The sequence below is a fragment of the Bradyrhizobium sp. IAR9 genome (assembly GCF_013408065.1).
Classification (GTDB): Bacteria; Pseudomonadota; Alphaproteobacteria; order Rhizobiales; family Xanthobacteraceae; genus Bradyrhizobium.
Genome location: NZ_JACBZW010000001.1, coordinates 571072 through 597237 on the forward strand (window position 1 = coordinate 571072; position 26166 = coordinate 597237).

23 protein-coding genes are annotated in these 26166 nt (G+C 65.7%); 8 read left to right on the forward strand and 15 right to left on the reverse strand.

What is annotated here, in order from left to right:
• The first annotated feature begins 112 nt into the window (after positions 1 to 112).
• Positions 113 to 322, forward strand: coding sequence for a cold-shock protein (locus GGD67_RS02815; RefSeq protein ID WP_008141931.1), 210 nt, complete (start codon positions 113 to 115; stop codon positions 320 to 322).
• 212 nt (positions 323 to 534) lie between these two features.
• Here the strand turns inward: GGD67_RS02815 and GGD67_RS02820 are convergent, their stop codons facing one another.
• Positions 535 to 1836 carry an RsmB/NOP family class I SAM-dependent RNA methyltransferase gene (locus tag GGD67_RS02820; protein ID WP_179730757.1) on the reverse strand — a complete coding sequence of 434 codons (1302 nt, stop codon included), beginning with the start codon at positions 1834 to 1836 and terminating at the stop codon, positions 535 to 537.
• Between the two features lie 32 nt (positions 1837 to 1868).
• Entirely contained in the window at positions 1869 to 2291 is a 423-nt protein-coding gene (locus tag GGD67_RS02825; protein WP_179730758.1) for an MAPEG family protein, read from the reverse strand.
• Between the two features lie 170 nt (positions 2292 to 2461).
• Between GGD67_RS02825 and GGD67_RS02830 the strand changes: the two genes are divergently transcribed.
• Complete coding sequence (locus tag GGD67_RS02830) at positions 2462 to 3076, forward strand: acriflavin resistance protein (RefSeq protein WP_179730760.1); 615 nt, start codon at positions 2462 to 2464, stop codon at positions 3074 to 3076.
• A 69-nt stretch (positions 3077 to 3145) separates the two neighbouring features.
• A complete protein-coding gene (locus tag GGD67_RS02835; RefSeq protein ID WP_179730761.1) occupies positions 3146 to 3988 on the forward strand; it encodes a metallophosphoesterase in 843 nt (280 codons plus the stop codon).
• Positions 3989 to 3998: 10 nt separating this feature from the next.
• Here the strand turns inward: GGD67_RS02835 and GGD67_RS02840 are convergent, their stop codons facing one another.
• The 3 genes from GGD67_RS02840 to guaB form a co-directional block, all read right to left on the reverse strand.
• The gene (locus GGD67_RS02840; protein WP_092252700.1) at positions 3999 to 4298 is read right to left on the reverse strand and encodes a hypothetical protein; all 300 of its coding nucleotides are present in this window, start codon (positions 4296 to 4298) and stop codon (positions 3999 to 4001) included.
• A gap of 170 nt (positions 4299 to 4468) precedes the next feature.
• Positions 4469 to 5491 (reverse strand): NADP-dependent oxidoreductase, encoded by a 1023-nt coding sequence (locus GGD67_RS02845; RefSeq protein ID WP_179730763.1) that lies wholly within the window; start codon positions 5489 to 5491, stop codon positions 4469 to 4471.
• Positions 5492 to 5735: 244 nt separating this feature from the next.
• Positions 5736 to 7229, reverse strand: a complete 1494-nt coding sequence (gene guaB, locus GGD67_RS02850; protein ID WP_018317668.1) for an IMP dehydrogenase — start codon at positions 7227 to 7229, stop codon at positions 5736 to 5738.
• 451 nt (positions 7230 to 7680) lie between these two features.
• On the opposite strand from guaB, the gene GGD67_RS02855 reads away from it, so the two are divergent.
• A complete protein-coding gene (locus GGD67_RS02855; RefSeq protein WP_179730765.1) occupies positions 7681 to 9171 on the forward strand; it encodes a DHA2 family efflux MFS transporter permease subunit in 1491 nt (496 codons plus the stop codon).
• 208 nt (positions 9172 to 9379) lie between these two features.
• On the opposite strand, the gene GGD67_RS02860 is transcribed toward GGD67_RS02855, so the two are convergent.
• Both GGD67_RS02860 and GGD67_RS02865 read right to left on the reverse strand, forming a co-directional pair.
• Positions 9380 to 10063 carry an RlmE family RNA methyltransferase gene (locus tag GGD67_RS02860; protein WP_179730767.1) on the reverse strand — a complete coding sequence of 228 codons (684 nt, stop codon included), beginning with the start codon at positions 10061 to 10063 and terminating at the stop codon, positions 9380 to 9382.
• Between the two features lies 1 nt (position 10064).
• Positions 10065 to 11138, reverse strand: a complete 1074-nt coding sequence (locus GGD67_RS02865; protein ID WP_179730769.1) for a Ppx/GppA phosphatase family protein — start codon at positions 11136 to 11138, stop codon at positions 10065 to 10067.
• A 210-nt stretch (positions 11139 to 11348) separates the two neighbouring features.
• Here GGD67_RS02865 and GGD67_RS02870 point away from each other — a divergent pair, with 210 nt between their 5' ends.
• Positions 11349 to 13721, forward strand: coding sequence for a xanthine dehydrogenase family protein molybdopterin-binding subunit (locus GGD67_RS02870; RefSeq protein ID WP_179730771.1), 2373 nt, complete (start codon positions 11349 to 11351; stop codon positions 13719 to 13721).
• 164 nt (positions 13722 to 13885) lie between these two features.
• Here the strand turns inward: GGD67_RS02870 and GGD67_RS02875 are convergent, their stop codons facing one another.
• Positions 13886 to 14683: a hypothetical protein gene (locus GGD67_RS02875; protein WP_179730773.1), complete on the reverse strand. Its 798-nt coding sequence runs from the start codon at positions 14681 to 14683 to the stop codon at positions 13886 to 13888.
• Positions 14684 to 14787: 104 nt separating this feature from the next.
• Between GGD67_RS02875 and GGD67_RS02880 the strand changes: the two genes are divergently transcribed.
• The 3 genes from GGD67_RS02880 (at position 14788) to GGD67_RS02890 (ending at position 18251) form a co-directional block, all read left to right on the forward strand.
• Positions 14788 to 15291, forward strand: coding sequence for a YaiI/YqxD family protein (locus GGD67_RS02880; protein WP_179730775.1), 504 nt, complete (start codon positions 14788 to 14790; stop codon positions 15289 to 15291).
• 1 nt (position 15292) lies between these two features.
• Positions 15293 to 17104: an ABC-F family ATP-binding cassette domain-containing protein gene (locus GGD67_RS02885; protein ID WP_179730777.1), complete on the forward strand. Its 1812-nt coding sequence runs from the start codon at positions 15293 to 15295 to the stop codon at positions 17102 to 17104.
• Between the two features lie 67 nt (positions 17105 to 17171).
• A complete protein-coding gene (locus tag GGD67_RS02890) occupies positions 17172 to 18251 on the forward strand; it encodes a D-TA family PLP-dependent enzyme (protein ID WP_018319888.1) in 1080 nt (359 codons plus the stop codon).
• Between the two features lie 97 nt (positions 18252 to 18348).
• Here GGD67_RS02890 and GGD67_RS02895 read toward each other — a convergent pair whose 3' ends face one another.
• The 7 genes from GGD67_RS02895 to GGD67_RS02925 all read right to left on the reverse strand — a co-directional run bounded on the left by GGD67_RS02895 (position 18349) and on the right by GGD67_RS02925 (position 26153).
• Entirely contained in the window at positions 18349 to 19569 is a 1221-nt protein-coding gene (locus tag GGD67_RS02895) for a TIGR03862 family flavoprotein (protein WP_179731404.1), read from the reverse strand.
• Entirely contained in the window at positions 19566 to 20483 is a 918-nt protein-coding gene (locus GGD67_RS02900; protein WP_018319886.1) for an SDR family NAD(P)-dependent oxidoreductase, read from the reverse strand. Before GGD67_RS02900 ends, GGD67_RS02895 begins: the two co-directional genes overlap by 4 nt.
• A 221-nt stretch (positions 20484 to 20704) precedes the next feature.
• The gene (locus tag GGD67_RS02905) at positions 20705 to 21184 is read right to left on the reverse strand and encodes a MaoC family dehydratase (protein WP_018319885.1); all 480 of its coding nucleotides are present in this window, start codon (positions 21182 to 21184) and stop codon (positions 20705 to 20707) included.
• Entirely contained in the window at positions 21185 to 22900 is a 1716-nt protein-coding gene (locus GGD67_RS02910) for an AMP-binding protein (RefSeq protein WP_018319884.1), read from the reverse strand. It lies immediately after the preceding gene.
• A 128-nt stretch (positions 22901 to 23028) separates the two neighbouring features.
• Complete coding sequence (mmsB, locus tag GGD67_RS02915) at positions 23029 to 23937, reverse strand: 3-hydroxyisobutyrate dehydrogenase (protein ID WP_312009912.1); 909 nt, start codon at positions 23935 to 23937, stop codon at positions 23029 to 23031.
• A 6-nt stretch (positions 23938 to 23943) separates the two neighbouring features.
• Positions 23944 to 25011 (reverse strand): enoyl-CoA hydratase/isomerase family protein, encoded by a 1068-nt coding sequence (locus tag GGD67_RS02920; protein ID WP_179730781.1) that lies wholly within the window; start codon positions 25009 to 25011, stop codon positions 23944 to 23946.
• Positions 25008 to 26153 (reverse strand): isobutyryl-CoA dehydrogenase, encoded by a 1146-nt coding sequence (locus tag GGD67_RS02925; protein ID WP_179730784.1) that lies wholly within the window; start codon positions 26151 to 26153, stop codon positions 25008 to 25010. The genes GGD67_RS02920 and GGD67_RS02925 overlap by 4 nt, the downstream gene beginning before the upstream one ends.
• Positions 26154 to 26166 lie beyond the last annotated feature (13 nt).

Here is a 26166-nt window from a genome sequence, read left to right on the forward strand (position 1 = left end):
GCGCGCACGCTTCAGATGAATTCTCCAAACATCGACTCATCAGGGACTATGGGCGCAATGCTGCGTACCGGTCCGCGTGCGTACTCAATCTAACTAACTAAAGGAAATTCCCATGGCTATGGGCACCGTGAAGTGGTTCAACACCCAAAAGGGTTATGGTTTCATCCAGCCGGATGACGGCCAGAAGGACGTGTTCGTGCACATCAGCGCCGTCGAGCGCGCTGGCCTCTCTTCCCTCAACGAGGGTCAGAAGGTCTCGTTCGACATCGTCGCCGATCGTCGCAGCGGCAAGTCCTCGGCTGACAATCTCCGCGTCGGCTAACGCCCGCGCACCGTTCTGACCACGGACGTACCGGCAGAACGTCAAGTTAGAAAACCCCGCGACCGGGATCCGGTCTGCGGGGTTTTTGTTTTGGGGGTGGAACCCCGTCGGCTAGCATGATGCCGTAGGGTGGGCAAAGCGAAGCGTGCCCACCATTTCAATCGCAACCACGGAGAGGTCGTGGGCACGGCGCTTTCGCGCCTTTGCCCACCCTACGAGACCTTTTTCAGGATCGAGACGAAGAACCCATCCGTCCCGGTCCGCCGCGGCGTCATCAGCAAGCCCTCGGGCGATTGCAGCGCGGCCTCGCCAAACGCCTCCGCCTTGTCCCACAGCACGCTCGCGGTCTGCTCGGGTGGCACGGGCGCGAACTCGGGGTGGCGCGCGACGAACGCCCTCACCTGTTCGCCGTTTTCTTCCGACAGCACCGAGCAGGTGATGTAGGCGATGCGGCCGCCCGGCTTCACCAGCGGCACCGCGCGCTCCAGCACCTCGGCCTGGTCGCGCAGGCGAATCTCCAGCGCGCCCGGCCGCATCCGCCATTTGGCGTCGGGGTTGCGGCGCCAGGTTCCGGTTCCCGTGCAGGGCGCATCGATCACGACGAGGTCGGCGGTGTTGCGGATATCGGCCAGCGGATCGGCCTCGCCCTTGGGCGTGCGGACATCGGCATTGTGCACGCCCGCGCGCGACAGCCGTTCGTGGATCGGCGCGAGCTGGCGCTTGTCGCTGTCGGTCGCGATCAGCCGGCCCTTGCCCTGCATCAGGGCGGCGAGCGCCAGGGTCTTGCCGCCGGCGCCGGCGCAGAGGTCGATCACCTGCTCGCCGGGTTTTGCCGCGGTGAATTGGGCCGCAAGCTGCGAACCCTCATCCTGCACTTCAATCCCGCCCTTGATGAAGTCTTCTTCGGCCTGGATCCCGGGGTTGCGCGCATCGGCCGAAAGCGCGATGCGCAGGCCGGTTGCCGACCAAGGCGTCGGTTTCGCATGAAGATGAGCAAGCGACTGCAGCGCCTTGTCGCGATTGGACTTTAGCGTGTTGACGCGCAGGTCGAGCGGCGCCCGGCTCGCCATTGCGGCGGCCTCCGCGGCGCGGTCCTCGCCGAACACTTTGGCCAGGTGCGGATCCAGCCATTCGGGATAGTCGCCCGCGATCGCGGCCGGCCCGTCCTTCAGGGACCGCTGGCTGAGCGCCGCCTGCTCAGCCTCGGTCAGCGGCGCCGGCGCAAAGCGGCTGCCGTCGAACAAGGCGCCCATAGTGGCCGCGTCCATGTCGCGCTCGAGCCGGAGCATGCCGATCAGCCTGGCACGCGCGGTATCGGAATCCATCAGGAACGCGCTCGAGGCGTAGCGGCGCAGCACGTCCCAGACGAGGCCGGCGATGGCGGCGCGGTCGCCCGAGCCGGCAAAGCGGTGCGCGGTACCCCACTCCTTCAGCGCCTTGGCCGCGGGCACGCGGTCTTTCTCGATGGTGTCGATCAATTCGATGGCTGCGGAGAGCCGGGCAGCGGGGGTCATTTGAATCTTTCAGATGGCATTGGCGGGCGCGCCTAGATCAGCAACAGCATCTTCAGCGCGAAGTAGATCCACATCGCCAAGAGCACCAGCACGCCGGCGAGCCAGACCGTGGAGCGCCGGCCGAGATCGTTCGAGGAGACGAACACGCCGGCATGGACAAAGCGCGTCACCACGAACACCCAGGACATCAGCACGATGAAGAGATCGGCATGGCGCAGGGGCAGCGCCAGCGCGATCAGGACGTAGAGCAGGACCGGCAGCTCGAACTGGTTGCGGTAGCAATTGGCGATCTGCGTGGCGCCCTTCGGCCAGTTCGGCTCGCCGAGCGCAATGTCGCGGATCTTGGTCTCGCCGGAGATCAGCGTCTTGCGGCGCGCGAAAACCATGCCGATCAGCAGCGCGAAGGTGAGGCCGATCTGGACGAAGACCGGCAGCAAGACCATTTGAACGGACATCGGAACTTTCCCATCCGGCGGGCGGCGCCGGACCGTCCATTAGCTGCCGCACCTCGTCCTGACAATCAACGAGTTGAACCGGCGTTCCCGCTCTCGCGACCAACCACCGATAGTTAAAGCGATTTCGGCCCCTTTTCGGGCCCAAGGCGAGATCGAGGCGAGATGGCGCCATGACCACCCTGTCCAGCCTTTGGAGCGAATCCGCCGACGGCCGGCTCGGTATCCTGATGTCGGCCCTCTCAGGTATCGCGATGGCGCTTGCGGTCGCGCTGGCGATGACGGTTTACTTTCGCCTGAGCTACCGAACCTGGCACGATGTCGTCAGGCATGGCCTCGCCGCTCTGGCCGCGACGGCCTTGTTCGCCTTTGCCGCCTACGACATGCGCCACGCCGCGCTCGCCTATCTCGGTCTCAACCCGTCCAAGCCCGCCGTCGAGTTCGAAATCCGCATGCCCCGGGCGATGCTGACGGCGGTGACCGACAGCCAGATCGAGCTGCATACCGACCGCAACCAGACGCTGGCGCTGGTCGAGGGCGTGCGCGACCTCTCGGACGGCCGCGCGCTGCTGCGCGGCGCGGTCGCGCTCAACCACCGCACCGCGGATCGCGTGCTGGTCGTGAACCTGCCCGGCAAGGGCATTTTCGAGTTCCGCCTCCGTCTGCCCGCCGAGCCGCATCGCTCCCAAGAGTTCGGCCCCTGGCACCTCGCCGACCGCATCGCCTCGCCGCTCGCCGACACCGTCGCGCCGCAGGACGCCTACACGATCCGCTACCGCGTGCTTTAAACTTTGTTCGTTGCGATCCATGACCGCGCCGTCATCGTTCCGACGCGCGAGCACGGGTACGATGATCGCATGCCCGAATTTCGCCTGACACAGATTTCCGACACCCATCTCGGCCGGCGCTTCCCCGGCCTGATCGCCAACTTCCAGGCAATCAGCGAACATATCGCCGGCAACCGGCCCGATCTCGTGATCAACACCGGCGATGTCGCCTTCGACGGGCCGACCGGCCGCGACGATGTCGTCTTCGCAAAAGACCTGCACGACGCCCTGCCCGTCGCCTGCCGTTACCTCCCCGGCAATCACGACATCGGCGATAATCCGACCGCGGTCGGCCCGGCGCCGAAGCCGCCGGTCACGGAAGCGCATCGCCGGCAATTCTGCGACCTGATCGGCGAAGACCATTGGGCGTTCGAGGCTGCCGGCTGGCGCTTCATTGGCCTCAACTCGCTGGTGATGAACTCGGGGCTCGCCTTCGAGGCCGAGCAGTTCGACTGGCTGTCGCAGGAGATATCGCGCACGAAGGGCAGGCCGGTCGCGCTGTTCCTGCACAAGCCGCTATTTCTCAACCTGCCTGACGATCCCGAAACGCCGGAGACCGCGATCCGCTACGTGCCGCAGCCGGCCCGGGCCCGGCTGATCGAGATGCTCGGGACGATCGATCTGCGCCTCATCGCCAGTGGCCACGTGCACCAGCGGCGCGACTTCACCTATTGCCATACCCGCCATGTCTGGGCGCCGTCGGCCGGCTTCGTCATCAACGATCAGCGCCAGGACCGGATCGCGATCAAGGAGGTCGGGCTGGTGGAATACCGCTTCCGGCCCGACAGTTTTGAAGTCCGCCACGTCAGGGCCGCGGGCCAGGTCGATGTCGACATTGAGGAGTTGCTCGCCCAGATGGGCGGCGAGCATTAAGGCGCGCCGATCAGGCGACGCTCTTGAGGTCCTGCTGGATCGCGGCGAGCAAGGATTGCAGCGCCTCGCTGTTCACCGGCTTGGCCGCGAGATCATTGGCAGGCGGCTGCCTGACAGGCTGCGCGGCCTTGACCGGGCGCTTCGGGAACGGCGGGGGCGGCGCCGGCATCGAGGGGCGAGCAAGATCGCCCTCCTCGTCGACATGGACGAACTTGCCATGGATGACGTCGTCGTGGCGGCCCATGACGAACATGGCCAGCCAATAGCCGGCAGCAAGCAGGATAACGCAGAAAACACTGATCTCTAACATCGCAGCACCTAAAATATGCCCGATGATTCAATGCCTTCGCGATCCCGTCAATGAACAGCCGGTCACACCTGCGGCTTTTGCGGGCAGGTGTGACCATTTGGTGACTCTTTCTTAACTATCCCCACGAGGCCTGTGGCTCTGTAACCACGTGAGTCCAAGTCTCTGTCGCGCTAGGCCTTGTCCGGCCCGACGCGGACCAGCTGCTTGCCGAAATTGGCGCCCTTCAAGAGGCCCATGAAGGCGCCGGGCGCGCTGTCCAGCCCTTCGGTAACGAACTCCTTGTATTTGACCTTGCCGTCGCGGACCCATCCCGACATGTCGCGCAGGAAGTCGCCATGGCGGGAGGCGAAGTCGGAGACGATGAAGCCGCGGAAGGTCAGCCGCTTGGTCAGGGTCGCGCGCATCATGCTGGCCGCCCATTTCGGCGCCTTGGCTTCGGTGTCGTTGTAGTGCGCGATCAGGCCGCAGACCGGCACGCGCGCGAACGGGTTGAGTAGCGGGAACACCGCCTCGAACACGGCGCCGCCGACATTCTCGAAATACACGTCGATTCCCTTCGGGCAGGCGAATTTTAGCTTGGCCGGAAAATCAGTTTCGCGATGATCGAGACACTCGTCAAAGCCGAGCTCCTTCACCACGTAGGCGCACTTGTCCTTGCCTCCGGCGATGCCGACCGCGCGTGCGCCCTTGATCTTGGCGATCTGCCCCACCGCCGAGCCGACCGCACCGGAGGCGCCGGCAACGACGACGGTCTCGCCTGCTTGCGGCTTGCCGATGTCGAGGAGGCCCGTATACGCCGTCATGCCGGGCATGCCGAGCACGCCGATCGAGGTCGAGATCGGACCGAGCTTCGGATCGACCTTGATCAGGCCCTTGCCGTTCGAGATCGCGTGAGACTGCCAACCGGTTCGTGCACGGACGATGTCGCCCTTGGCGAAATCCGGATTGTTGGAGACCGCGACCTCGCTGACCGCCTCGCCTTCCATCACGCCGCCAACCGGTACCGGCGCGGCATAAGACGGACCATCACTCATGCGCCCGCGCATATAGGGATCGAGCGACAGCCAGATCGTGCGCAGCAGGACCTCGCCTGCCGCAGGCGTCGGGACCGCGAATTCCTCCAGGCGAAAATCAGATGCTTTGGGTTCGCCGACGGGACGCGCGGCGAGAACGATGCGCTTGGCTTGGGACATGGCTTCCTCCGATTGTTTTTCGACATGAACGGAAGCGGAGGGAGCGAGGCGCGTCAATACAAAAGCGGCGGAGCCACACACTCGCTGTCATCGCCCGACTTGATCGGGCGATCCAGTATTCCAGAGACGGTCGTAATTGAGCCGAGAAGCCGCGGCGTACTGGATGCCCCGGTCAAGCCGGGGCATGACACCGTCGTTGAGGCAAGCGCGTCGAAACTCACGCGCTCGCGAGATCGGAGCGAGACTAACCTCCGCCCGGATAGTTCGGGCTCTCGCGCGTAATGGTGACGTCGTGGACGTGGCTTTCGCGCAGGCCTGCACCGGTGATGCGGACGAACTGGGCCTTGTCGTGCAGTTCCTTCATGTCGCGTGCGCCGACATAGCCCATCGCGGCGCGAAGGCCGCCGGCGAGCTGGTGCATGACGTTGCCGACCGGGCCCTTGTAGGGCACCTGGCCCTCGATGCCCTCAGGCACGAGCTTGAGCGTATCCTTGATGTCCTGCTGGAAGTAGCGATCGGCCGAGCCGCGCGCCATCGCGCCGACCGAGCCCATGCCGCGATAGGCCTTGTAGGAACGGCCCTGCCACAGGAACACTTCGCCTGGTGTCTCGTCGGTGCCGGCGAGCAGCGAGCCGACCATCGCGATGTCGGCGCCGGCGGCGAGCGCCTTGGCGAGGTCGCCGGAGAACTTGATGCCGCCGTCGGCGATGACGGGGATGTCGGCCTTCTTTGCAGCTTCCACCGCATCCATGATCGCGGTGAGCTGGGGCACGCCGACGCCGGCGACGATGCGCGTGGTGCAGATCGAGCCCGGGCCAATGCCGACCTTGATGCAGTCCGCGCCCGCGTCGATCAAAGCCTGCGTGCCCTCGGTGGTGGCGACGTTGCCCGCGACGACCTGCACGGAGTTGGACAGTCGCTTGATGCGGTTGACGGCGTGCAGCACGTGACGGGAATGGCCGTGCGCGGTATCGACGACGACGAGATCGACGCCAGCATCGATCAGCCGCTCGGTGCGCTCGAAGCCGGTGTCGCCGACCGTGGTGGCGGCGGCAACGCGCAGGCGCCCCTGCGCATCCTTGCAGGCGAGCGGATGGGCGACCGCCTTCTCCATGTCCTTGACGGTGATGAGGCCGACGCAGCGATATTGCTCGTCGACCACGAGCAGCTTCTCGATGCGATGCTGATGCAGCATCCGCCGCGCCTCGTCCTGGCTGACATTCTCGCGCACCGTGACGAGGCCTTCATGCGTCATCAGCTCGGAGACTTTTTGCCGGCGGTCGGTGGCAAAGCGCACGTCGCGGTTGGTGAGGATGCCGACCAGCTTGCCCGGTGTATTCTTGCCGGCGCCGGTGACGACGGGAATGCCGGAGATGCCGTGATCGCTCATCAGCTTGAGCGCGTCGTCGAGCGTGGCCTCGGGGCTGATGGTGAGCGGGTTCACCACCATGCCCGACTCGTAGCGCTTGACCTGCCGCACCTGGGCGGCCTGCCCTTCGGGGTCGAAATTACGGTGGATGACGCCGAGGCCGCCGGCCTGCGCCATGGCGATCGCCATGCGGGCCTCGGTGACGGTGTCCATGGCGGAGGCCATGATCGGGATGTTGAGCGGAATGGCGCGGGTGACGCGCGAGCGGATGTCGACCTCGCCCGGCATGACGTCCGACAGGCCCGGCTTCAGCAACACGTCGTCGAACGTAAAGGCTTCGCGGATGCCCTGAAGTTGCACCGTGGCCATTTGCCAACTCCTTCCTGCGGCCTTGCCGCAAATGCTAATGGATGAGCGCCGCCCTCGGCGTACCTTGCGGCATCGCCTTGAGAATCGGAGCCCATCGGTGGGGTTGACGCGGGTCGATAGCACGGCCGCGTGACGAATCAAAGCAATTCGGACCGCTGGCCAGCCATGCACAGGCTTTTTTGGCCGATTCAGCCGAGCGGCAGCCCACCCACCCACTGTCATTCCCGGGGCGCGACGAAGTCGCGAACCCGGAATCCATCGCGCGGCGGGCCCTGCGGCCCAATGGTTTCCGGGTTCGCGCCAAGGGGCGCGCCGCGGAATGACGGTGGCGGAGGGTCACACCGTTGTTACGCGGGACTTAGGTGCTATGCGTCGATCCGCAATGGTCGGGGACCAGTGGCGATGATAAGCCGCAACTCCACCCACTTCCGATTTTCATTACCAATCCGTCATGGTCGACAAGCAACGCATCATTCCGCTGATCGTGGCCACTGCTCTCTTCATGGAGAACATGGACTCGACGGTGATCGCCACCTCGCTGCCGGCGATCGCGGCCGACATCGGCACCAGCCCGCTGACGCTGAAGCTCGCGATCACGTCCTACCTGCTGTCGCTGGCGGTGTTCATCCCGGCGAGCGGCTGGACCGCTGACCGGTTCGGCGCGCGAATGGTGTTTGCGATCGCGGTCGGCGTGTTCATGGTGGGCTCGGTCGGCTGCGCGCTCTCCTCCTCGGTCACCGATTTCGTGTTCGCGCGCATCCTGCAAGGCATGGGCGGGGCGATGATGACACCGGTCGGGCGCCTCGTGCTGCTGCGGTCAGTGGACAAGAGCGCTCTGGTCAACGCCATGGCGTGGGTAACGGTCCCTGCCCTCATAGGTCCTGTGATCGGACCACCGCTCGGCGGCTTCATCACCACCTACGCGTCGTGGCACTGGATCTTCCTGATCAACATTCCGATCGGGCTGCTCGGCATCTTCATGGCGCTGAAGTTCATTGACCCGATCAAGAGCGAGGAACGCGAGCCGTTCGACCTCTACGGCATGGTGCTGGCGGGCATTGGCCTTGCCGGCATCGCCTTCGGCCTGTCGGTTGCCGGTCTCAACCTCCTGCCGTGGAGCACCGTCGCCGCACTGATCGCGGGCGGCGCGATCTCGATGTCGCTCTACGTCATTCACGCCCGGCGCACGGGCTCGCCGGTGCTCGATTTCTCGCTCCTGAAGCTGCCGACGCTGCGCGCGGCCGTGTTCGGCGGCTTCCTGTTCCGGCTCGGCATCGGCGCGCTGCCGTTCCTGCTACCCCTCTTGATGCAGATCGGCTTCGGCCTGTCGCCGTTCCATTCCGGCCTCGTCACCTTCGCCTCCTCGCTCGGCGCCATGGGCATGAAGACGCTTGCCGCGCGCATCATCCGCACCTTCGGCTTTCGCAACCTGATGACGGTGAACGCGATCGTCAGCGCGTTCTTCCTGGCCGTCTGCGCGCTGTTCACGGTGACGACGCCGCTGCTCATCATCATGGTCATCCTGGTCGTCGGCGGCTTCTTCCGCTCGCTCGAGTTCACCGCGATCAACACCGTCGCCTATGCCGACGTCGAGACCGCGCAGATGAGCCGCGCCACCACCCTCGTCAGCGTCAACCAGCAGCTCGCGGTCTCCGCCGGCGTCGCCGTCGGCGCGGCCTGCGTGGAAACGACGATGTGGTTCAACCATGTCAGCGAAATCGACGCCACCGTGTTCGCCCCCGCCTTCCTCGTGGTCGCGCTGACCTCGGCGGCATCGAGCTGGTTCTTCTGGCAGATGCCCGTTGACGCCGGCCACGAGATCTCCGGCCGCAAGGCGGTTGAGATCGCAAGCCGCAAGGGCGCCGGCAAGGGTGCGGAGAAGGCGGCGGTCAAGGCGGCAACGGAAGATACGCAGGACGTGCGGGATCAAAGGCTGGGGTGAGCTGGGCGAGCGGACTGAACGCACTCGCTGTCGTCCCTGCGAACGCAGGGACCCATAACCACAGGGAGGAGACGTTGCGTGAAGCTCTCACCCAGAGTCTTCGCCAAACTTCTCCCTGTGGGTATGGGTCCCGGATCGGCGCTCCGCTCCAGACAACGCTACGCGTTGTCGGGAGCTTCGCTTGTCCGGGACGACAGTGGAGATTGGCTCAGGCAGCCCCGCCCCGAAATCCCGTCGCCAGCACGTAGCGCTCCGAGGAATCCTGCCGGCTCGCCGCGGGCTTCACATGGCGCACCGTCGCGAAATCGCGCTTGAGCTGGGCGAGCAGATCGGCGTCGGCGCCGCTCTGGAACGTTTTTGCGAGAAACGCGCCGCCGGGCTTGAGCACGTCGCAGGCAAACGCGGCTGCGGTCTCGACCAGGCCGACGATACGGAGCTGGTCAGTCTTGCGGTGGCCGGTGGTGTTGGCGGCCATGTCGGACATCACGAAATCGGCGCCGCCGCCCAGCATCGCGGTCAGCTTGTCCGGCGCATCGTTGGCCATGAAGTCGAGCTGCGCGAAATCGACGCCGGGAATCTCGGGCATTTCCAACAGATCGATGGCGACGACCTTGCCCTTGCCCTCTACCGATCCGACGCGCTTGGCCGCGATCTGGCTCCAGCCGCCGGGCGCCGCGCCAAGGTCGACCACGGCCATGCCGGGCTTCAAGAGCCGGAATTTGTCGTCGATCTCGAGCAGCTTGAACGCCGCGCGCGAGCGATAGCCCGCCGCCTTGGCTTTCGCCACATAGGGATCGTTGAGCTGCCGCTCCAGCCACAGCTTCGACGACAATTTACGCTTGCCGCCGGTCTTGACCTGGACGTGCAAGCGGCCGGTGGTGTCCTTGGCCATCTCACCAGCTCCTGAGCGCGCCGTCCTCGCGCATCATCTCGACCAGCATGCCCTCGCGCAGGCCCCGGTCGGCGACGCGCAGGCGCGGCAGCGGAAAGGCGCGCCTGATAGCATCGAGGATGGCGCAGCCGGCGAGCACGAGATCGGCGCGCTCGACGCTGATGCAGCTGTTGCCGGCGCGCTCCTCATAGCTCATGCCGAGCAGCTTGTTGATCGTCGCGGTGATGTCGGAATCGTTCATCCAGATGCTGTCGATGCGGCGGCGGTCATAGCGCGCGAGGTTGAGATGGATGCCGGCGAGCGTCGTCACCGTGCCTGACGTGCCGAGCAGGTGCATGTCGGCGAGATCGCCGCCGTGGACCTCGGCGAACGGCGCGACGTGGTTCGCGACCTCCTGCTCCATGGCGGCGTAGATCTCCGGCGTCACGTCACGGCCGCCGAACTGCTCGGCGAGCGTGACCACCCCGTAGGGGATCGACATCCAGGCTTTGATCCGCGGCTCCGGATTGTCCGCGTCGCGCTCGATCCGCACCAGCTCGGTCGAGCCGCCACCGATGTCGAACAGGATCGCGCCGCGTCCCCGCGGGTCGACCAGCGGCGAGCAGCCGAGCACGGCGAGCGCGGCCTCGGTCTCGCGGTCGATCACTTCGAGCTCGATGCCGGTCTCAGCCGCGACGCGGCTGCGGAACCCCTCCGCATTCGAAGCCGCGCGGCAGGCTTCGGTCGCGATCAGCCGCAACCGGCGCGCCTTGCGCAAATTGATCTTGTCACGGCAGATGCTGAGCGCGGCGATGGCGCGCTCGATCGCGGCCTCGCTGATACAGCCGGTCGCCGAGACCCCCTCCCCGAGCCGGATGATGCGCGAGAAGGAATCGACGACGCGAAAGCCGTCCTGGGTCGGACAGGCGATCAGCAGCCTGCAATTGTTGGTGCCGAGGTCCAGCGCCGCATAGACGCCGGTTCCCGACGCCTGCGCGCCGACAGCCGGTTCGGTGGCCAACGCCACCGCCGCCATCGACCCCTCCAGCTCACCGTGCAGCGCATGGCCGTCGCGGAGCCGCGTGTGGTCATTCATACAAACTGTCTTTCCGCGGCCGGTCGGGCCGGTCTGGAATTGATTTTTCGCCTGAAACATTAGCAGCGCAGCCGGCCTGCGCAACAACGCATCACATGGGACCATGCCCATTCGTGCGTTGTCGTGAACGGGGTGGTGGGTTATCTCAATGGGGTCCGGTGCCCCGCTGCCGCGAAAATGCGCAAATGCCGGCTTTTCAGGTCATTTCCCATGCAAGAACACACCAAATCGTCCACGCTCGAAAACGCTATTGCACTGCAAAAATATGGCGTCGGACAGCCCGTCCGCCGCAAGGAGGACGACACGCTTGTGCGCGGCAAGGGCCGCTATACCGACGATTTCAACCTGCCCGGCCAGGCCTATGCCGTGGTCATCCGTTCCACCCACGCCCATGGCACCATCCGCGGCATCGGCATTGATGCCGCCAAGGCGATGCCGGGCGTGCTCGGCGTGTGGACCGGCAGGGATCTCGATGCCGCCGGCTATGGCCCCTTCACCTGCGGCCTGCCGCTGAAGAGCCGCGACGGCTCGCCTTTGCTCCAGACCAACCGCCAGCCGCTGGCGACCGACAAGGTCCGCTTCGTCGGCGATCCCGTCGCCTTCGTCGTGGCCGAGACGCTGGCGCAGGCGCGCGATGCCGCTGAGGCGGTCGAGCTCGACATCGAGCCGCTGCCGGCTGTGACCGACCCTGAAGAAGCTGCCAAGCCCGGCGCACCGCAGCTCTATGAGCACATTCCCCACAACGTCGCGCTCGACTACCATTACGGCGACATGGACAAGGTCAACGCGGCCTTTGCCAGCGCCGCCCATGTCACCAGGATGGACATCGAGAACACCCGCGTCGCCGTGGTCTCGATGGAGCCGCGCGTCGGCCTTGCCTCCTACGACAAGACAACCGAGCGCTACACGCTTCAGGTACCGACGCAAGGCGTCGCCGGCAACCGCGCCAACCTCGCCAAGAACCTGAAAGTGCCGAACGAGAAGGTGCGCATCCTCACCGCCAATGTCGGCGGCTCCTTCGGCATGAAGAACATCAACTATCCCGAGTACATGTGCATCCTGTACGCGGCGAAAGTGCTGGGCCGCCCAGTGAAATGGCTCGACGAGCGCTCGACCGCCTTCCTCTCCGACAGCCACGGCCGCGCGCAAAAGATCCATGCCGAGCTCGCGCTCGATGCCGAGGGGCATTTCCTCGCGGCCAAGCTGTCCGGCTACGGCAATCTCGGCGCCTACATCACCGGCGTCGCGCCGGGGCCGCTCTCGCTCAACACCGGCAAGAATTTTTCCAGCGTCTACCGCACGCCGCTGATGGCCGTCGACATCAAGGTGGTGCTGACCAACACCACGCTGATGGGCGCCTATCGCGGCGCCGGCCGGCCCGAGGCAAACTATTACATGGAGCGGTTGATCGACCGCGCCGCCGACGAGATGGGCGTCAACCGGCTGACCTTGCGCAAGCGCAACTTCATTAAGCCGAACCAGATCCCGTTCGCGGCCTCCTCCGGCGTCACCTATGACAGCGGCGACTTCCAGGCCGTGTTCAACAAGGCGCTCGAGATCTCCGACCACGAGAATTTCGCCAAGCGCAAGAAGGAGAGCAAGAAGGCCGGCAAGCTGCGCGGCATCGCGGTCGGCTCCTATCTCGAGGTCACCGCGCCGCCGAGCCCCGAGCTCGGCAAGATCGTGTTCGACGCTGACGGCACCGTGCAGCTCATCACCGGCACGCTCGATTACGGCCAGGGCCATGCCACGCCATTCGCGCAGGTGCTGAGCGAGCAGCTTGGGGTTCCCTTCGAGAGCATCAAGCTGGTGCAGGGCGACAGCGACATCGTCCATACCGGCAACGGCACCGGCGGCTCGCGCTCGATCACGGCAACCGGCCAGGCCATCGTGGGGGCTGCCAAGCTCGTCATCGAGAAAGGCAAGCGCGCAGCGGCGCATATGCTGGAGGCGTCCGAAGCTGACATCGAATTCGAAGGCGGCAGCTTCACCATCGCCGGCACCGACCGCAGCATCGACATCATGGAGCTCGCCAAGAAGCTGCACGACGGCAAGACGCCGGAAGGCGTGCCCGATAGCCTCGACGTCGATCACACCAGCGAACCGGTCGCCTCGGCGTTTCCGAACGGCTGTCACGTCGCCGAGGTCGAGATCGATCCTGAGACTGGCGTGGTGCAGATCGTGCGCTACAGCGCGGTCAACGATTTCGGCACGGTGATCAACCCGCTGCTGGTCGCAGGCCAGCTCCATGGCGGCGTCGTCCAGGGCATCGGGCAAGCCCTGATGGAGCACATCCGCTACGACGAGAGCGGCCAGCCGATCACGGGCTCGCTGATGGACTACGCCCTGCCCCGCGCCGAGGACGTTCCCAACATGACGGTTGGCGATCACCCGGTGCCTGCCACGACCAATCCGCTCGGCAGCAAGGGCTGCGGCGAAGCGGGATGCGCCGGCAGCCTGTCGACGGTGGTGAACGCGGTGCTCGACGCGCTCTCGGATTACGGCGTCAAGCACATCGACATGCCGCTGACGCCGGAGCGCGTGTGGCGGGCAATCCAGGATGGTAAGGCGAAGGCGGCGTAAGGGGTACACACTGCTTCTCCACATACAACTGTCATCACCCGCGAAAGCGGGTGATCCAGTACTCCGAGACAGTAGTTGTCGACCGAGAGGCCGCGGCGTACTGGATGCCCCGCCTCCGCGGGGCATGACAGCATTTTCGGAGCGGCAGCTTCGCCCTTCCCGCCCTACACCGCCTGCTCGCGCGGCTGGTAGATCGCAATGTGCTGGCAGTGGGCGAGCGGCGTGGTGCCGTTGGCGACGACGAGCGCGTCGAGCTCGACGAAGCGGTGGCCCTTCTTCTCGTAATTGGCCGTGACCTTCGCCCGCGCGGTGATCTCGTCGCCGGTGCGTACCGCCGACAGCAATTGCATGCGGCTGCCGACATGGATCCACGGGCCGAGAATGGTGTTGTCGACCAGCACGCGGTTCATGACGCGCTGGATCAGCCCGGGATGGCCGAGTCCTTCGCGCGCAAAGATCGGATCGGTTTCCCTGATGTCGGCGAGATAGTCAGCCGCATCCTGCCCGGCCCAGCGCCGGGGCGTGGTGCCCAGCCATTTGCCCATCTCGAACGTCGCGGGACTGACCGGCTTGCGCTCGGCCACCGCGGGCACGGCGACATAGTCGCTCAGCAACACCACAGGCGCGGCCGCCGGCAGCCAGGCCGTGCCTGTCGCGCAGAGCTCGGTGCGGCTGAACACCTCGATCGTCAGCAAGCCGTTGTGCTCGGTCGCATCGACATCGGCGGTCTCGCCATCATAGACCGGCTTGATGAAGCGGGCCTCGACCAGCCCGCGGGACAGGAAATCGCGGCCCCAGCGCGCCACCGGCACGTGCATCATGTAGGCGAAGACATCGACGCCCGGGACCAGCCCGCCGGAAAAGCCGAAGCGGCGCGCCACCGTGTCGTCATGCATCTTGTTTTCGGATTGCTTGGCGGTGTTGTAGGCCTCGACGCGCCAGGTTTCGAGCCGGTTCGGCATGGGGTCATCTTCCCCGTTCTTGTTGTTTCGGACGGATCGTAGGCCCCAGGGAACACCGGTCAATCCCCTCGCCTTTGCGGCCCGAATGGGGTACCACGCGGCGAATGACTGACACCCCCACCCGCATCTATGTCGACGCCGACGCCTGCCCGGTAAAGGACGAGATCTATCGCGTCGCGCTCCGGCACGGCGTGCCCGTGAGCGTGGTCGCCGGCAATTTCATCCGCGTGCCGCACGATCCGCTGATCGAGCGCATCGCCGCAGGCGCCGGCATGGACGCCGCAGACGACTGGATCGTCGAACGCGTCAAGCCCGGCGACGTCGTCGTGACATCGGACATTCCGCTCGCGAGCCGCGGCGTCAAGGCCGGCGCCGACGTGATCGCGCCGAACGGCAAGCCGTTCACGGAGGAGTCGATCGGGATGACGCTGGCGGTGCGCAACCTGATGACGGATCTGCGCTCGGCCGGCGAAGTCACCGGCGGCCCGCGATCATTCGCGCCCCGCGACCGCTCCGCCTTCCTCTCGGCGCTCGACCAGACGCTGCGCCGGATCCAGCGCCGCCGCGCCGATCAGGCCGCAACGAGCCAGAATTTGAGTCAGGGCTGACATGGCGCCGCCGCTGATCCAACTGAAAGACATCAGGCTGACCTTTGGCGGCACGCCACTGTTGTCAGGCGTCGAGCTCAACGTCGCGCCATCCGAGCGCGTCTGCCTGATCGGCCGCAACGGCTCGGGCAAATCGACGCTGCTGAAGATCGCGGCCGGCCTTGTCGAACCCGATGGCGGCACGCGCTTCGTGCAGCCGGGCGCGACCGTGCGTTACCTGCCGCAGGAGCCCGACTTCGGCGAGCACAAGACCACGCTTGCCTATGTCGAGTCCGGTCTCGCGCCCGGCGACGATCAGCACCAGGCGCGCTACCTGCTGGAGCAGCTCGGACTGACCGGTGACGACAACCCGCACAATCTCTCCGGCGGCGAGGCCCGCCGCGCGGCGCTGGCGTATGTGCTGGCGCCCTCGCCGGACATTTTGCTGCTGGACGAGCCGACCAACCATCTCGATCTCGCCACCATCGAATGGCTGGAGCAGGAGCTCGACTCCAGGCGCGGCGCACTGGTGATCATCAGCCACGACCGCCGCTTCCTCACCAATCTCTCGCGCGCCACCGCGTGGCTCGACCGCGGCAAGATCAAGCAGATCGACCGCGGCTTTGCCTCGTTCGAGAGCTGGCGCGACGAGGTGCTGGCGGAAGAAGAGCGCGACCAGCACAAGCTCGACCGCAAGATCGTCGACGAAGAGCACTGGCTGCGCCACGGCGTCTCCGGCCGCCGCAAGCGCAACGTCAAGCGCCTCGCCAATCTGCACACGCTGCGCGACCAGCGCCGCAACTACCGCGGCACGGCCGGCACCGCCAGCCTCGCGGCGGCCGAAGCGGAGCAGTCGGGCAAGCTGGTGATCGAGGCCAAGGGCGTCACCAAGGCCTATGGCGAGCGCAAGATCGTCGAGAATTTCTCGACCCGCATCCAGCGCGGCGACCGGCTCGGCATCATCGGCCCCAATGGCGCCGGCAAGACCACGCTGGTCAATCTGCTCACCGGCGGCGCAGAGCCGGATTCCGGAACGGTGCGCCTCGGGGCCAATTTGGAGATAGCGACGCTCGATCAGCACCGCGAAAGCCTCGATCCCAAATCGACGCTGGCCGAAGCACTGACCGGCGGTCGTGGCGACCAGATCATGGTCGGCGGCAAGCCGAAGCACGTCGTCGGCTACATGAAGGACTTTCTGTTCGCGCAGGAGCAGCGCGGCACGCCGGTGGAAGTGCTCTCGGGCGGTGAGCGCGGTCGGCTGATGCTGGCGCGCGCGCTGGCAAAACCCTCGAACCTCCTGGTGCTGGACGAGCCGACCAACGACCTCGATCTCGAAACGCTCGACGTCCTCGAAGACATGCTCGGCGACTACGAGGGCACCGTCATCCTGATCAGCCATGACCGCGACTTCCTCGACCGCGTCGTCACCTCCGTGATCGCACCTGAGGGCAACGGCAAGTGGACCGAATATGCCGGTGGCTACAGCGACATGCTGACCCAGCGCGGTGCGGACCTGAAGCGCGAGACGGCGAAGGCCCAGCCGGTTGCGGAGAAGAGAGAGGAGCGCGCCGCTGCTCCCGCCTCCGCACCGAAGCGCAAGCTGAGCTTCAACGAGAAGCATGCGCTGGAAACGCTGCCGAAGAAAATGGAGACGCTGCAGGCCGACATTGCAAAACTGCAGCGCGTGCTCGACGATCCAAATCTCTATGCGAAAGATCGCAAGAAATTCGACGACACCTCCGCCGCTATCGCCAAGGCGCATGATGAACTGTCTGCCGCTGAAGAGCGCTGGCTCGAACTTGAAATGCTTCGGGAAGAAATTGAGCAGGCCTAGCGCGCATTCCGCAAAAGTGGGCACCAGTTTTGCGACCAGAATGCGCGCCAACTAAGAGACGACTCCCATGACAACTCCCCTCGCTGCAAAAATCGCCCGCGAATACGGCACGCCCTGCGCCGTCATCGACATGGACAGGGTCGAGCGCAACATCGCGCGGATCCAGAAAGCCTGCGACGAGGCCGGTGTCGCCAACCGTCCGCACATCAAGACCCACAAGAACCCGACCATCGCCAAGATGCAGGTTGCGGCCGGCGCCAAAGGCATCACCTGCCAGAAGCTCGGCGAAGCCGAGATCATGGCCAACGCCGGCATCGACGACATCCTGATCAGCTACAACCTCCTCGGCGAAGAGAAGATGGCGCGGCTCGGCGCGCTGCAGGCGAAGGCCAACATGACGGTGGCCGCCGACAATTCGACCGTCGTCGCCGGCCTGCCCAAGGCTGCTGCGGCGTCGGGCCGTCCGCTCTCGGTCGTGGTCGAATGCGATACGGGGCGCAAGCGCGCCGGCGTCGAGACCCCGGCGGAGGCGATCGCGCTGGCGCGCGAGATCGCCGCATCCAAGGGGCTGCAGTTCGCCGGCTTCATGCTGTATCCGACCGAGACCGGCTGGGCGGACGCGCAGAAATTCTACGACGAGGCGCTGGTCGGCGTGCGCGCGCACGGGCTGGACGCAAAAATCGTCTCGACCGGCGGCACGCCGAACCTGAAGAATATCGGCAAGCTCAAGGGCGGCACCGAGCATCGCTTCGGCACCTACATCTACAACGACCGCATGCAGGTCGCGGCGGGCTCCGCCACCTGGGACGACTGCGCGCTGCACATCTATTCGACCGTGGTGAGCCGCGCCGCGCCCGAGCGCGGCATCCTCGATGCCGGCTCGAAGACGCTGACCACTGATACCGGCGGTCTCGACGGTCACGGCCTGATCCTGGAGCATCCCGAAGCCAAGATCGCAAAATTCGCCGAGGAGCACGGCTTCCTCGATCTCTCCCGCAGCAACACGCGGCCCAATGTCGGCGACGTCGTCCGCATCGTGCCGAACCATGTCTGCGTCGTCGTCAACATGATGGACGAAGTGGTGATGGTCCGCGGCGAGGAGATCATCGGCACACTGCCGGTGGCGGCGCGGGGCAAGCTGCGGTAGGCGAACTGCCGTAGGGTGGGCAAAGCGAAGCGTGCCCACGACTTCTCGTCGTAACTGCGAAAGATCGTGGGCACGGCGCTTCGCGCCTTTGCCCACCCTACGATTTCTTGAGCCAGCTAAGCACGCCCCTGCCCGCCGCAGCGCCGGTGGCGAACGACGCCTGCAGCAGATATCCGCCCGTGGGCGCCTCCCAGTCCAGCATCTCGCCGGCGGCAAACACGCCCGGCAGCTTGCGCAGCATGAAGTGGTCGTCGATCTCGTCGAAGGTGATACCGCCCGCAGTCGAGATCGCGCGATCGATCGGGGCAACGCCGGTGAGCTGAACCGGAATGGCGTTGATCAGATGCGCAAGCTCGGCCGGCGAGAACGAGGCCAGTGGCCGGCCGGACACGATGGCGGCCTCCTGCATCAGGCCGATTCCGACCGGCGACAATTGCGCCGCCTTGCGCAGGAAGTTCGCGAGCGATTGCTTGCCGCGTGTCCCTGACAGCCGCGTGGTCAGAGCGGCGGCGTCGAGGTCGGGCCGCAATGCGATCGAAAGCGTCGCCTGCCCGAGACTGAGCACCGCCTCTCGTAACTCCGCCGACAGCGCGTAGATCGCGCCGCCTTCGATGCCGATACGCGTGATCATGGCTTCGCCGCGCACCGTATGCGCGCCGATCGTCAGCGCCACGCCCTTGAGCGGCTGGCCCTCGAAACGATCGCGGAACACATCGGACCAAGCGACCGTGAAGCCGGAATTGGCTGGCCGCAGCTTTGAGATGGCAACGCCCTTCGCGGCAAGGATGTCGGCCCAGCTGCCATCCGACCCCAGCCGCGGCCAGCTGGCGCCGCCAAGCGCGAGCACGGTGGCGCTGGCAGTGACGGCCGCTGCGCCATCGCGCGCTCGAAACAGCAGCAGCCCCTCGCCGTCCCAGCCGGTCCAGCGATGACGAAACGCAAATCGCACGCCGCTGGCATCGAGCCGCCGGAGCCACGCGCGCAGCAAGGGCGAGGCCTTGAAGGCCTTCGGAAAGACGCGCCCGCTGGTGCCGACGAAGGTCGGCTCGCCCAGCGCGTCGCTCCACGCACGGAGCGCGTCCGGCGAAAACGCTTCGATCGCCGCCTGCAGCTTCGGGGCCGCCTCGCGATAGCGCGCCATGAATTGCGGTAGCGGCTCACTGTGGGTGAGGTTGAGTCCGCCGCGGCCGGCCATCAGGAATTTTCGGCCCGCGGACGGCATCGCGTCGTACACGGTGACGCGCGCGCCGCCCCGCGCCAGCATCTCCGCCGCCATCAACCCGGCGGGACCGGCCCCGATGACGGCGACATCGGTCAGAGCTTGATCCCCGCCCGCGCCGCGGCCTGCGCCACGTATTTCTGCGTCTGCTCGAACGCCCCGGTCAGCGCCTTGGCTTTCGACATGTCGCTGATCTCGGCGAAATGCGCGGCGACCGCGTCCGGCGTCCATTCGGATTCCGGCAGGTTGATGCCCTCGCTCTCCACGATCTTGATCACGGCGAACGATCCTGCACCGGCGCCCATGATGGTGCGGGTCGGCGCGTCCTCGCTGAGCATGTACTCGACCGCGGGCGTGATCGCGTTCGGCTTCATCAGTTGCAGCGCCTGCGGCGGCAACAGCTCTTCCGTCATGCGGGTAGCGGCCGTCGGCGAGATGATGTTGACGCGGATGTCGGACTTGCGGCCTTCTTCGGCGAGCACGTTCATCAGGCCGACCATGCCGGACTTGGCCGCGCCGTAATTGGCCTGGCCGAAATTGCCGTAGAGGCCGGAGGACGACGTCGTCAGCACGATGCGGCCATAGTTGCGGTCGCGCATGCCGGCCCAGGCCGCCTTGCAGCAATAGAAGGTGCCGACGAGATGCACGTCGAGCACCTTCTGGAAGTCGGCCGCTTCCATCTTGCCGAACGACTTGTCGCGCAAAATGCCCGCATTGGCGCACAAGAGGTCGACGCTACCCCACTCCTTGGTGGCGCGCTCGACCATGGCGGTGACCTGTTCGAAATTGGAGACGTCGGCGCCATCCGCCATCGCGGTGCCGCCGGCCTTGCGGATTTCCTCGACCACGGTCTCGGCCGGCGACAGCGAGCCACCGGTGCCGTCACGCGCGCCGCCGAAATCGTTGACCACGACCTTGGCGCCGCGGCTGGCCAGCCCCAGCGCATGCGCGCGCCCCAGACCATTGCCCGCGCCGGTGACGATGGCGACGCGTCCGTCGAACCTGATTGCCATGAGTGAAGGTCTCTATTTCTTCTTCCCTTCTCCCCTTGTGGGAGAAGGTGGCGCGCAGCGCCGGATGAGGGGTCTCTCTCGACATATGCGCTCGCGGAGAGAGACCCCTCACCCGCCTCGCGTTCCGCGAGGCACCCTCTCCCACAAGGGGAGAGGGTAAAACCCCGCTCTGGGTTGCCTTTTTGAGCAGCGATGGCTGGCCGGGTCAAGCCCGGCCCGGCCTACGCGAAATAGATCAGACCCAGCCACTCCGCGACCAGCGCCGGCTTGTCCTCGCCCTCGATCTCCACGGTGACATTGGTGCGGGACTGCAATTCATTGGCCTTACGGAGCTTGGCTTCGGCCAGCACGAAACGGCCGCGGACGCGCTTGCCCGAGCGGACCGGCGAGATGAAGCGCAGCTTGTCGAAGCCATAATTGACGCCCATCGTGGTCCCCGAGATCACGGGCATCACCTCATAGGACATGATCGACAGCAGCGACATCGTCAGGAAGCCGTGCGCGATGGTGGTGCCGAAGGCGGTCTCCTTCTTGGCACGTTCAGGATCGACGTGGATAAACTGGTGATCCTCGATCACGTCGGCGTAGGTGTCGATGCGCGGCTGATCGATCAGGTGCCACGACGACACGCCGATCTCCTTGCCGACCATGGCCTGATAAGCTTCCAAGGAAATCGGCGGCTTCTTCCAGACTTCGTTCACTTAGGTCTCACTCCGTGTTTTCGGCAGTTCCGGAAAATCCTCCTCACGGAATTCCCGGCCGCGCAGCGGATCGTTGCGATCATCGTCCCGCTCCAGCCTGCGTAGCTGCACCCGGCGGATTTTGCCAGAGATCGTCTTCGGCAGCTCGGTGACGATTTCGAGGCGACGGATGCGCTTGAACGGGGCGAGCCGCGTGTGCAGGTGCTGGAAGATCGACAGCGCGGTCTCAGGCGTCCGCTCCGCGCCCGAGGTCAGCAGGACGAACGCCTTGGGGATCGCGAGCCGGATCGGGTCCGGGCTCGGCACCACCGCGGCTTCGGCCACCAGCTCGTGCTCGAGCAGCACGCTCTCCAGCTCGAACGGGCTGATGCGGTAATCCGACGACTTGAACACGTCGTCGGAGCGGCCGACAAAGGTAAGGTAGCCCTCGTCGTCTTCGAACACGACATCGCCGCTGCGATAGAGCTCGCCTTCGGCACCGGCGAGCTTGCCGTCGTCGCTCTGATAACCCTGCATCAGGCCGGCGGGCCGCTCGGCGCCGAGCACCAGCGTGACCTCGCCTTCCTTCGCCTTGTTGCCGTCGGCATCGCTGATCTGCACGCGATAGCCAGGCAGCGGCCGGCCCATCGAGCCGATCTTGATGTTCTGGCCCGGCGAGTTGCCGGCGAGCGCCGTGGTTTCGGTCTGGCCGTATCCGTCACGGATGGTGAGACCCCAGGCCGCCCGCACCTGGTCGATCACTTCAGGATTGAGCGGCTCGCCGGCGCCGCAGACCTCGCGCAAGCTCACCTTGAAGGACGCCAGGTCCTCCTGGATGAACAGCCGCCACACCGTCGGCGGCGCGCACAGCGTGGTGACGCCGCAGCGGCCGATGGTGGCAAGCAGGCTCTTGGCGTCGAAGCGCGGCTGGTTGACCACGAACACGGTGGCGCCCGCGTTCCACGGCGCGAAGAAACAGCTCCAGGCATGCTTGGCCCAGCCGGGCGAGGAGATGTTGAGATGGACGTCACCGGGCTGCAGCCCGATCCAGTACATGGTCGACAGATGCCCGACCGGATAGCTGCGCTGGCTGTGCCGGACAAGTTTTGGTTTTGCAGTGGTCCCCGAGGTGAAATAGAGCAGCATCGGGTCGTCGGCATTAGTCGGCCCATCGGCGCTAAAACTCTCCGGGGCCTTTGCGGCCTCATCATAGGAGAGCCATCCGTCGTGAGCCGTGCCGACCACGATGCGAACGATGTTCTCGGCACCAAGACTTGCGAACTTCGCGACCTGGTCCTCGGCGGCCACCACCGCCCTCGCCTTGCCGCGATCGAGGCGATCGCGCAGCTCATCTGCGGTGAGCAGTGTGGTCGCGGGGATTACGACGACGCCGAGCTTCATCGCCGCCAGCATCGTCTCCCACAGCGGAACCACATTGCCGAGCAGCAACAGGAGATGATCGCCGCGCTTCAGGCCCTGCGCGCGGAGGAAATTCGCGACCTGGTTCGAGCGCTTCGAGAGCGCCGCAAAGGACAGTTTTGTCTGGCGATCCTGCGCGGCATCGACGATCCAGAGCGCGGGCCGGTCCTTGGCTTCGGCGTCCTTTGCCAGCTCGTCGAACCAGTCGAGCGCCCAGTTGAAGGGAACCGGATCCGGCCAGCGGAATCCTTTGACCGCGGCCTCGTAATCCGTGCGGTGCTTGAGCAGAAACGCGCGCGCGTCCTGAAATGTCGTCATGTTCCGGGCCCGTCGAATTGATCTTCGAACGTAGCCCGGATGGAGCGAAGCGCAATCGGGGGCCGGCTACGCCATTGGAAGCAGCTGTCCCGGATTTCGCTTCGCTCCATCCGGGCTACGAAGCCTCGCTATTTTCCAGCGAGGCTGCGAACGTGCTTGATAATTCCGGAAAAATCCACCCCGCCTTGCCCGGCTGCGTCGAAAGACTGATAGATCTCCTGTGCATGCTTGCCGAGCGGGGTGGCCGCGCCCGCAGCCTTCGCGGCGTCCTGCGCCAGCGTCAGATCCTTCACCATCAGCGCCGAGGCGAATCCCGGCTTGTAGTCGTTGTTGGCCGGCGAGGTCGGCACCGGACCCGGCACCGGGCAATAGGTCGTCAGCGACCAGCACTGGCCCGACGAGGTCGAGGCGACGTCGAACAGCGCCTGGTGCGAGAGGCCGAGCTTCTCGCCGAGCGCGAAAGCTTCGCTCACCGCGATCATGGAAATGCCGAGGATCATGTTGTTGCAGATCTTGGCCGCCTGCCCTGCGCCGGCGCCGCCGCAATGCACGATCTTCTTGCCCATGTTCTCCAGCACGGGCTTTGCCGCCGCGAATGCGCTCTCCTCGCCGCCGCACATGAAGGTGAGCGTCGCGCCCTTGGCGCCGCCGGTGCCGCCGGAGACCGGCGCATCCACCGAGAGCACGCCGTGCCTGCCGGCGAGCGCATGCGCCTGCCGCGCACTCTCGACGTCGATGGTGGAGCTGTCGATGACCAGCGCGCCCTTGGTCATCGCGGGAAGGACTTCGTTCCAGACGCCGAGCACATGCTTGCCGGCCGGCAGCATGGTGACGACGACATCGGCGCCCTTCACCGCGCCCGCGGCGCTGTCGGCGATGCCGGCGCCGTCGGCCTTGGCCTGATTGCGCGAGGCTTCGACGAGGTCGAACGCGACGACCTTGTGGCCGGCCTTGACGAGGTTGGCCGCCATAGGGCCGCCCATGTTGCCGAGACCGATGAATGCGATCGTGGCCATTGTCGTTTCCTCCGCTTCAATCGTTGATTAGTTGAACTTCAGCTCGTCGGCGCCGATCTCGGCGAGATACGGTGCAAGCATTTGCGGCGTCACATCCTCAATTCGTGGCGGCGACCAGATCGGATTGCGGTCTTTGTCGATCACGGCCGCGCGCACGCCCTCGCGAAAATCATCGCTGCGGAACACCTCCAGCGCGGCGCGGTATTCACGCACCAGGCATTCCTCCAGGCTCGACGCGGTGCGCGCCAGTCGCAACAGTTTCAGCGTCACCACCATGCCGCGCGGCGATTTCTCGTTGAGCGTCTTCAGCGTCGCCAGCGCGAATTCGGAGCCGTCGCGTTTCAGGGCAGCAAAGATATCTTCCATCCGGTCGAAACCGAACAATGCGTCGATAGCAGGCTCTTTTGCAGCGACCGGGCCCGCACTCTCACCGGTCGCAAAACTGTTGATGAGCTTGGTCACCTCAGCCGCGGTCACGCCCTGACGGAGCATGGTCAGCGTCTCGCGCAGCGCCGGCCATTTGGCCGCCGGCACCACGGCGTCGGCGAATTTCGCGTGGATCGCGTCGGGCCCGTTCATGGTCTGGCCGGTCAGGCCGAAGTAAGTGCCGACCTCGCCCGGCGAGCGCGACAACAGATAGGTGCCGCCAACGTCGGGGAAGAAGCCGAGCCCGACTTCGGGCATCGCCAGCTTCGTGCGATCGGTGACGATGCGATGGCTGGCATGGGCGGAGAGCCCGACACCGCCGCCCATCACGATGCCGTCCATGAAGGCGATATATGGTTTTGGGAATTTCTTGATCCGGGCGTTGAGGATGTATTCCTCGCGCCAGAGGATCTTGCCGAGGTCGCCGTTGACCTTCGAGCTCTCCCAGAGCGTGCGGATGTCGCCGCCGGCACAGAGGCCGCGCTCGCCGGAGCCTTCCAGCACGATCACCGCGACGGCCGGATCGGCCTCGAAGCGGTCGAGCGCCTTGTCGATGTCGCGAAACATCTCCAGCGTGACGGCGTTGATGGCCTTCGGACGATTGAGCCTAATCACGCCGGCTGCGCCCTCGACGCGGGCAACGAGATCGCCCTCTTCCACTGAACTCATCGCGCGCCCTCGATCAGTTTGCGCGCCACGATGAGCCGCATGATTTCATTGGTGCCTTCGAGGATCTGATGCACACGCAGATCGCGCACGATCTTCTCGATCCCATATTCGCTCAAGTACCCGTAGCCGCCGTGAAGCTGCAGCGCATGGTTGGCGACCTCGAAGCCGACGTCGGTGCCGAAGCGTTTTGCCATCGCACACAGCATCGTGGCATCAGGGTCCTTGCGGTCCAGCGCCGCAGCGGCGCGCCACAGGAAGGTACGCGCGGCTTCCAGTTCGATCGCCATGTCGGCGAGGCGAAACTGCAGCGCCTGGAATTCGTCGAGACGCTTTCCGAACGCCTTGCGCTCCTTCATGTAGGCCCGCGCCTTGTCGAGCGCGGTCTGCGCACCACCCAGCGAGCACGCGGTGATGTTGAGGCGGCCGCCATCGAGGCCCGCCATCGCGATCTTGAAGCCGATGCCCTCCTCGCCGAGGCGATTGGCGACTGGCACGCGCGCGTCCTCGAACATCACGGCGCGGGTCGGCTGCGCGTTCCACCCCATCTTGCGCTCATTGGCGCCGAAGGAGACGCCCGGCGTCTTGCCGTCGATGACGAGGGTCGAGATGCCGCCCGGGCCATCGCCGCCGGTGCGCACCATCGCGACCAGGAGATCGGTGCCGCCGGCGCCGGAGATGAACTGCTTCTGGCCGTTGAGAACGTAATGATCGCCATCGCGCACGGCGCGCGTACGCAGCGCCGCGGCATCCGAGCCCGCGCCCGGCTCGGTCAGGCAGTAGCTGGCGATCAGCTCCATGGTGCAGAGTTTTGGCAGCCATGTGTGGCGCTGGGTGTCGCTGCCGAAGGCATCGATCATCCAGCTCGCCATGTTGTGGATCGAGATGAAGGCGGAGGTGGTCGGACAGCCCGTCGCCAGCGCCTCGAAGATCAGCGCCGCGTCGAACCGTGTCATCGCGGATCCCCCGACATCCTCGCGGATGTAGATGCCGCCCATGCCCAGCGTCGCGGCCTCGCGCATCACGTCGACGGGGAAATGCTTCTCCTCGTCCCAGCGCAGCGCGTGCGGCGCGATCTTCTCCGCCGCAAACGCCAACGCCATGTCGCGAACCGCGATCTGATCCTCGTTCAGAGCGAACTGCATATGAGCCTCGCTC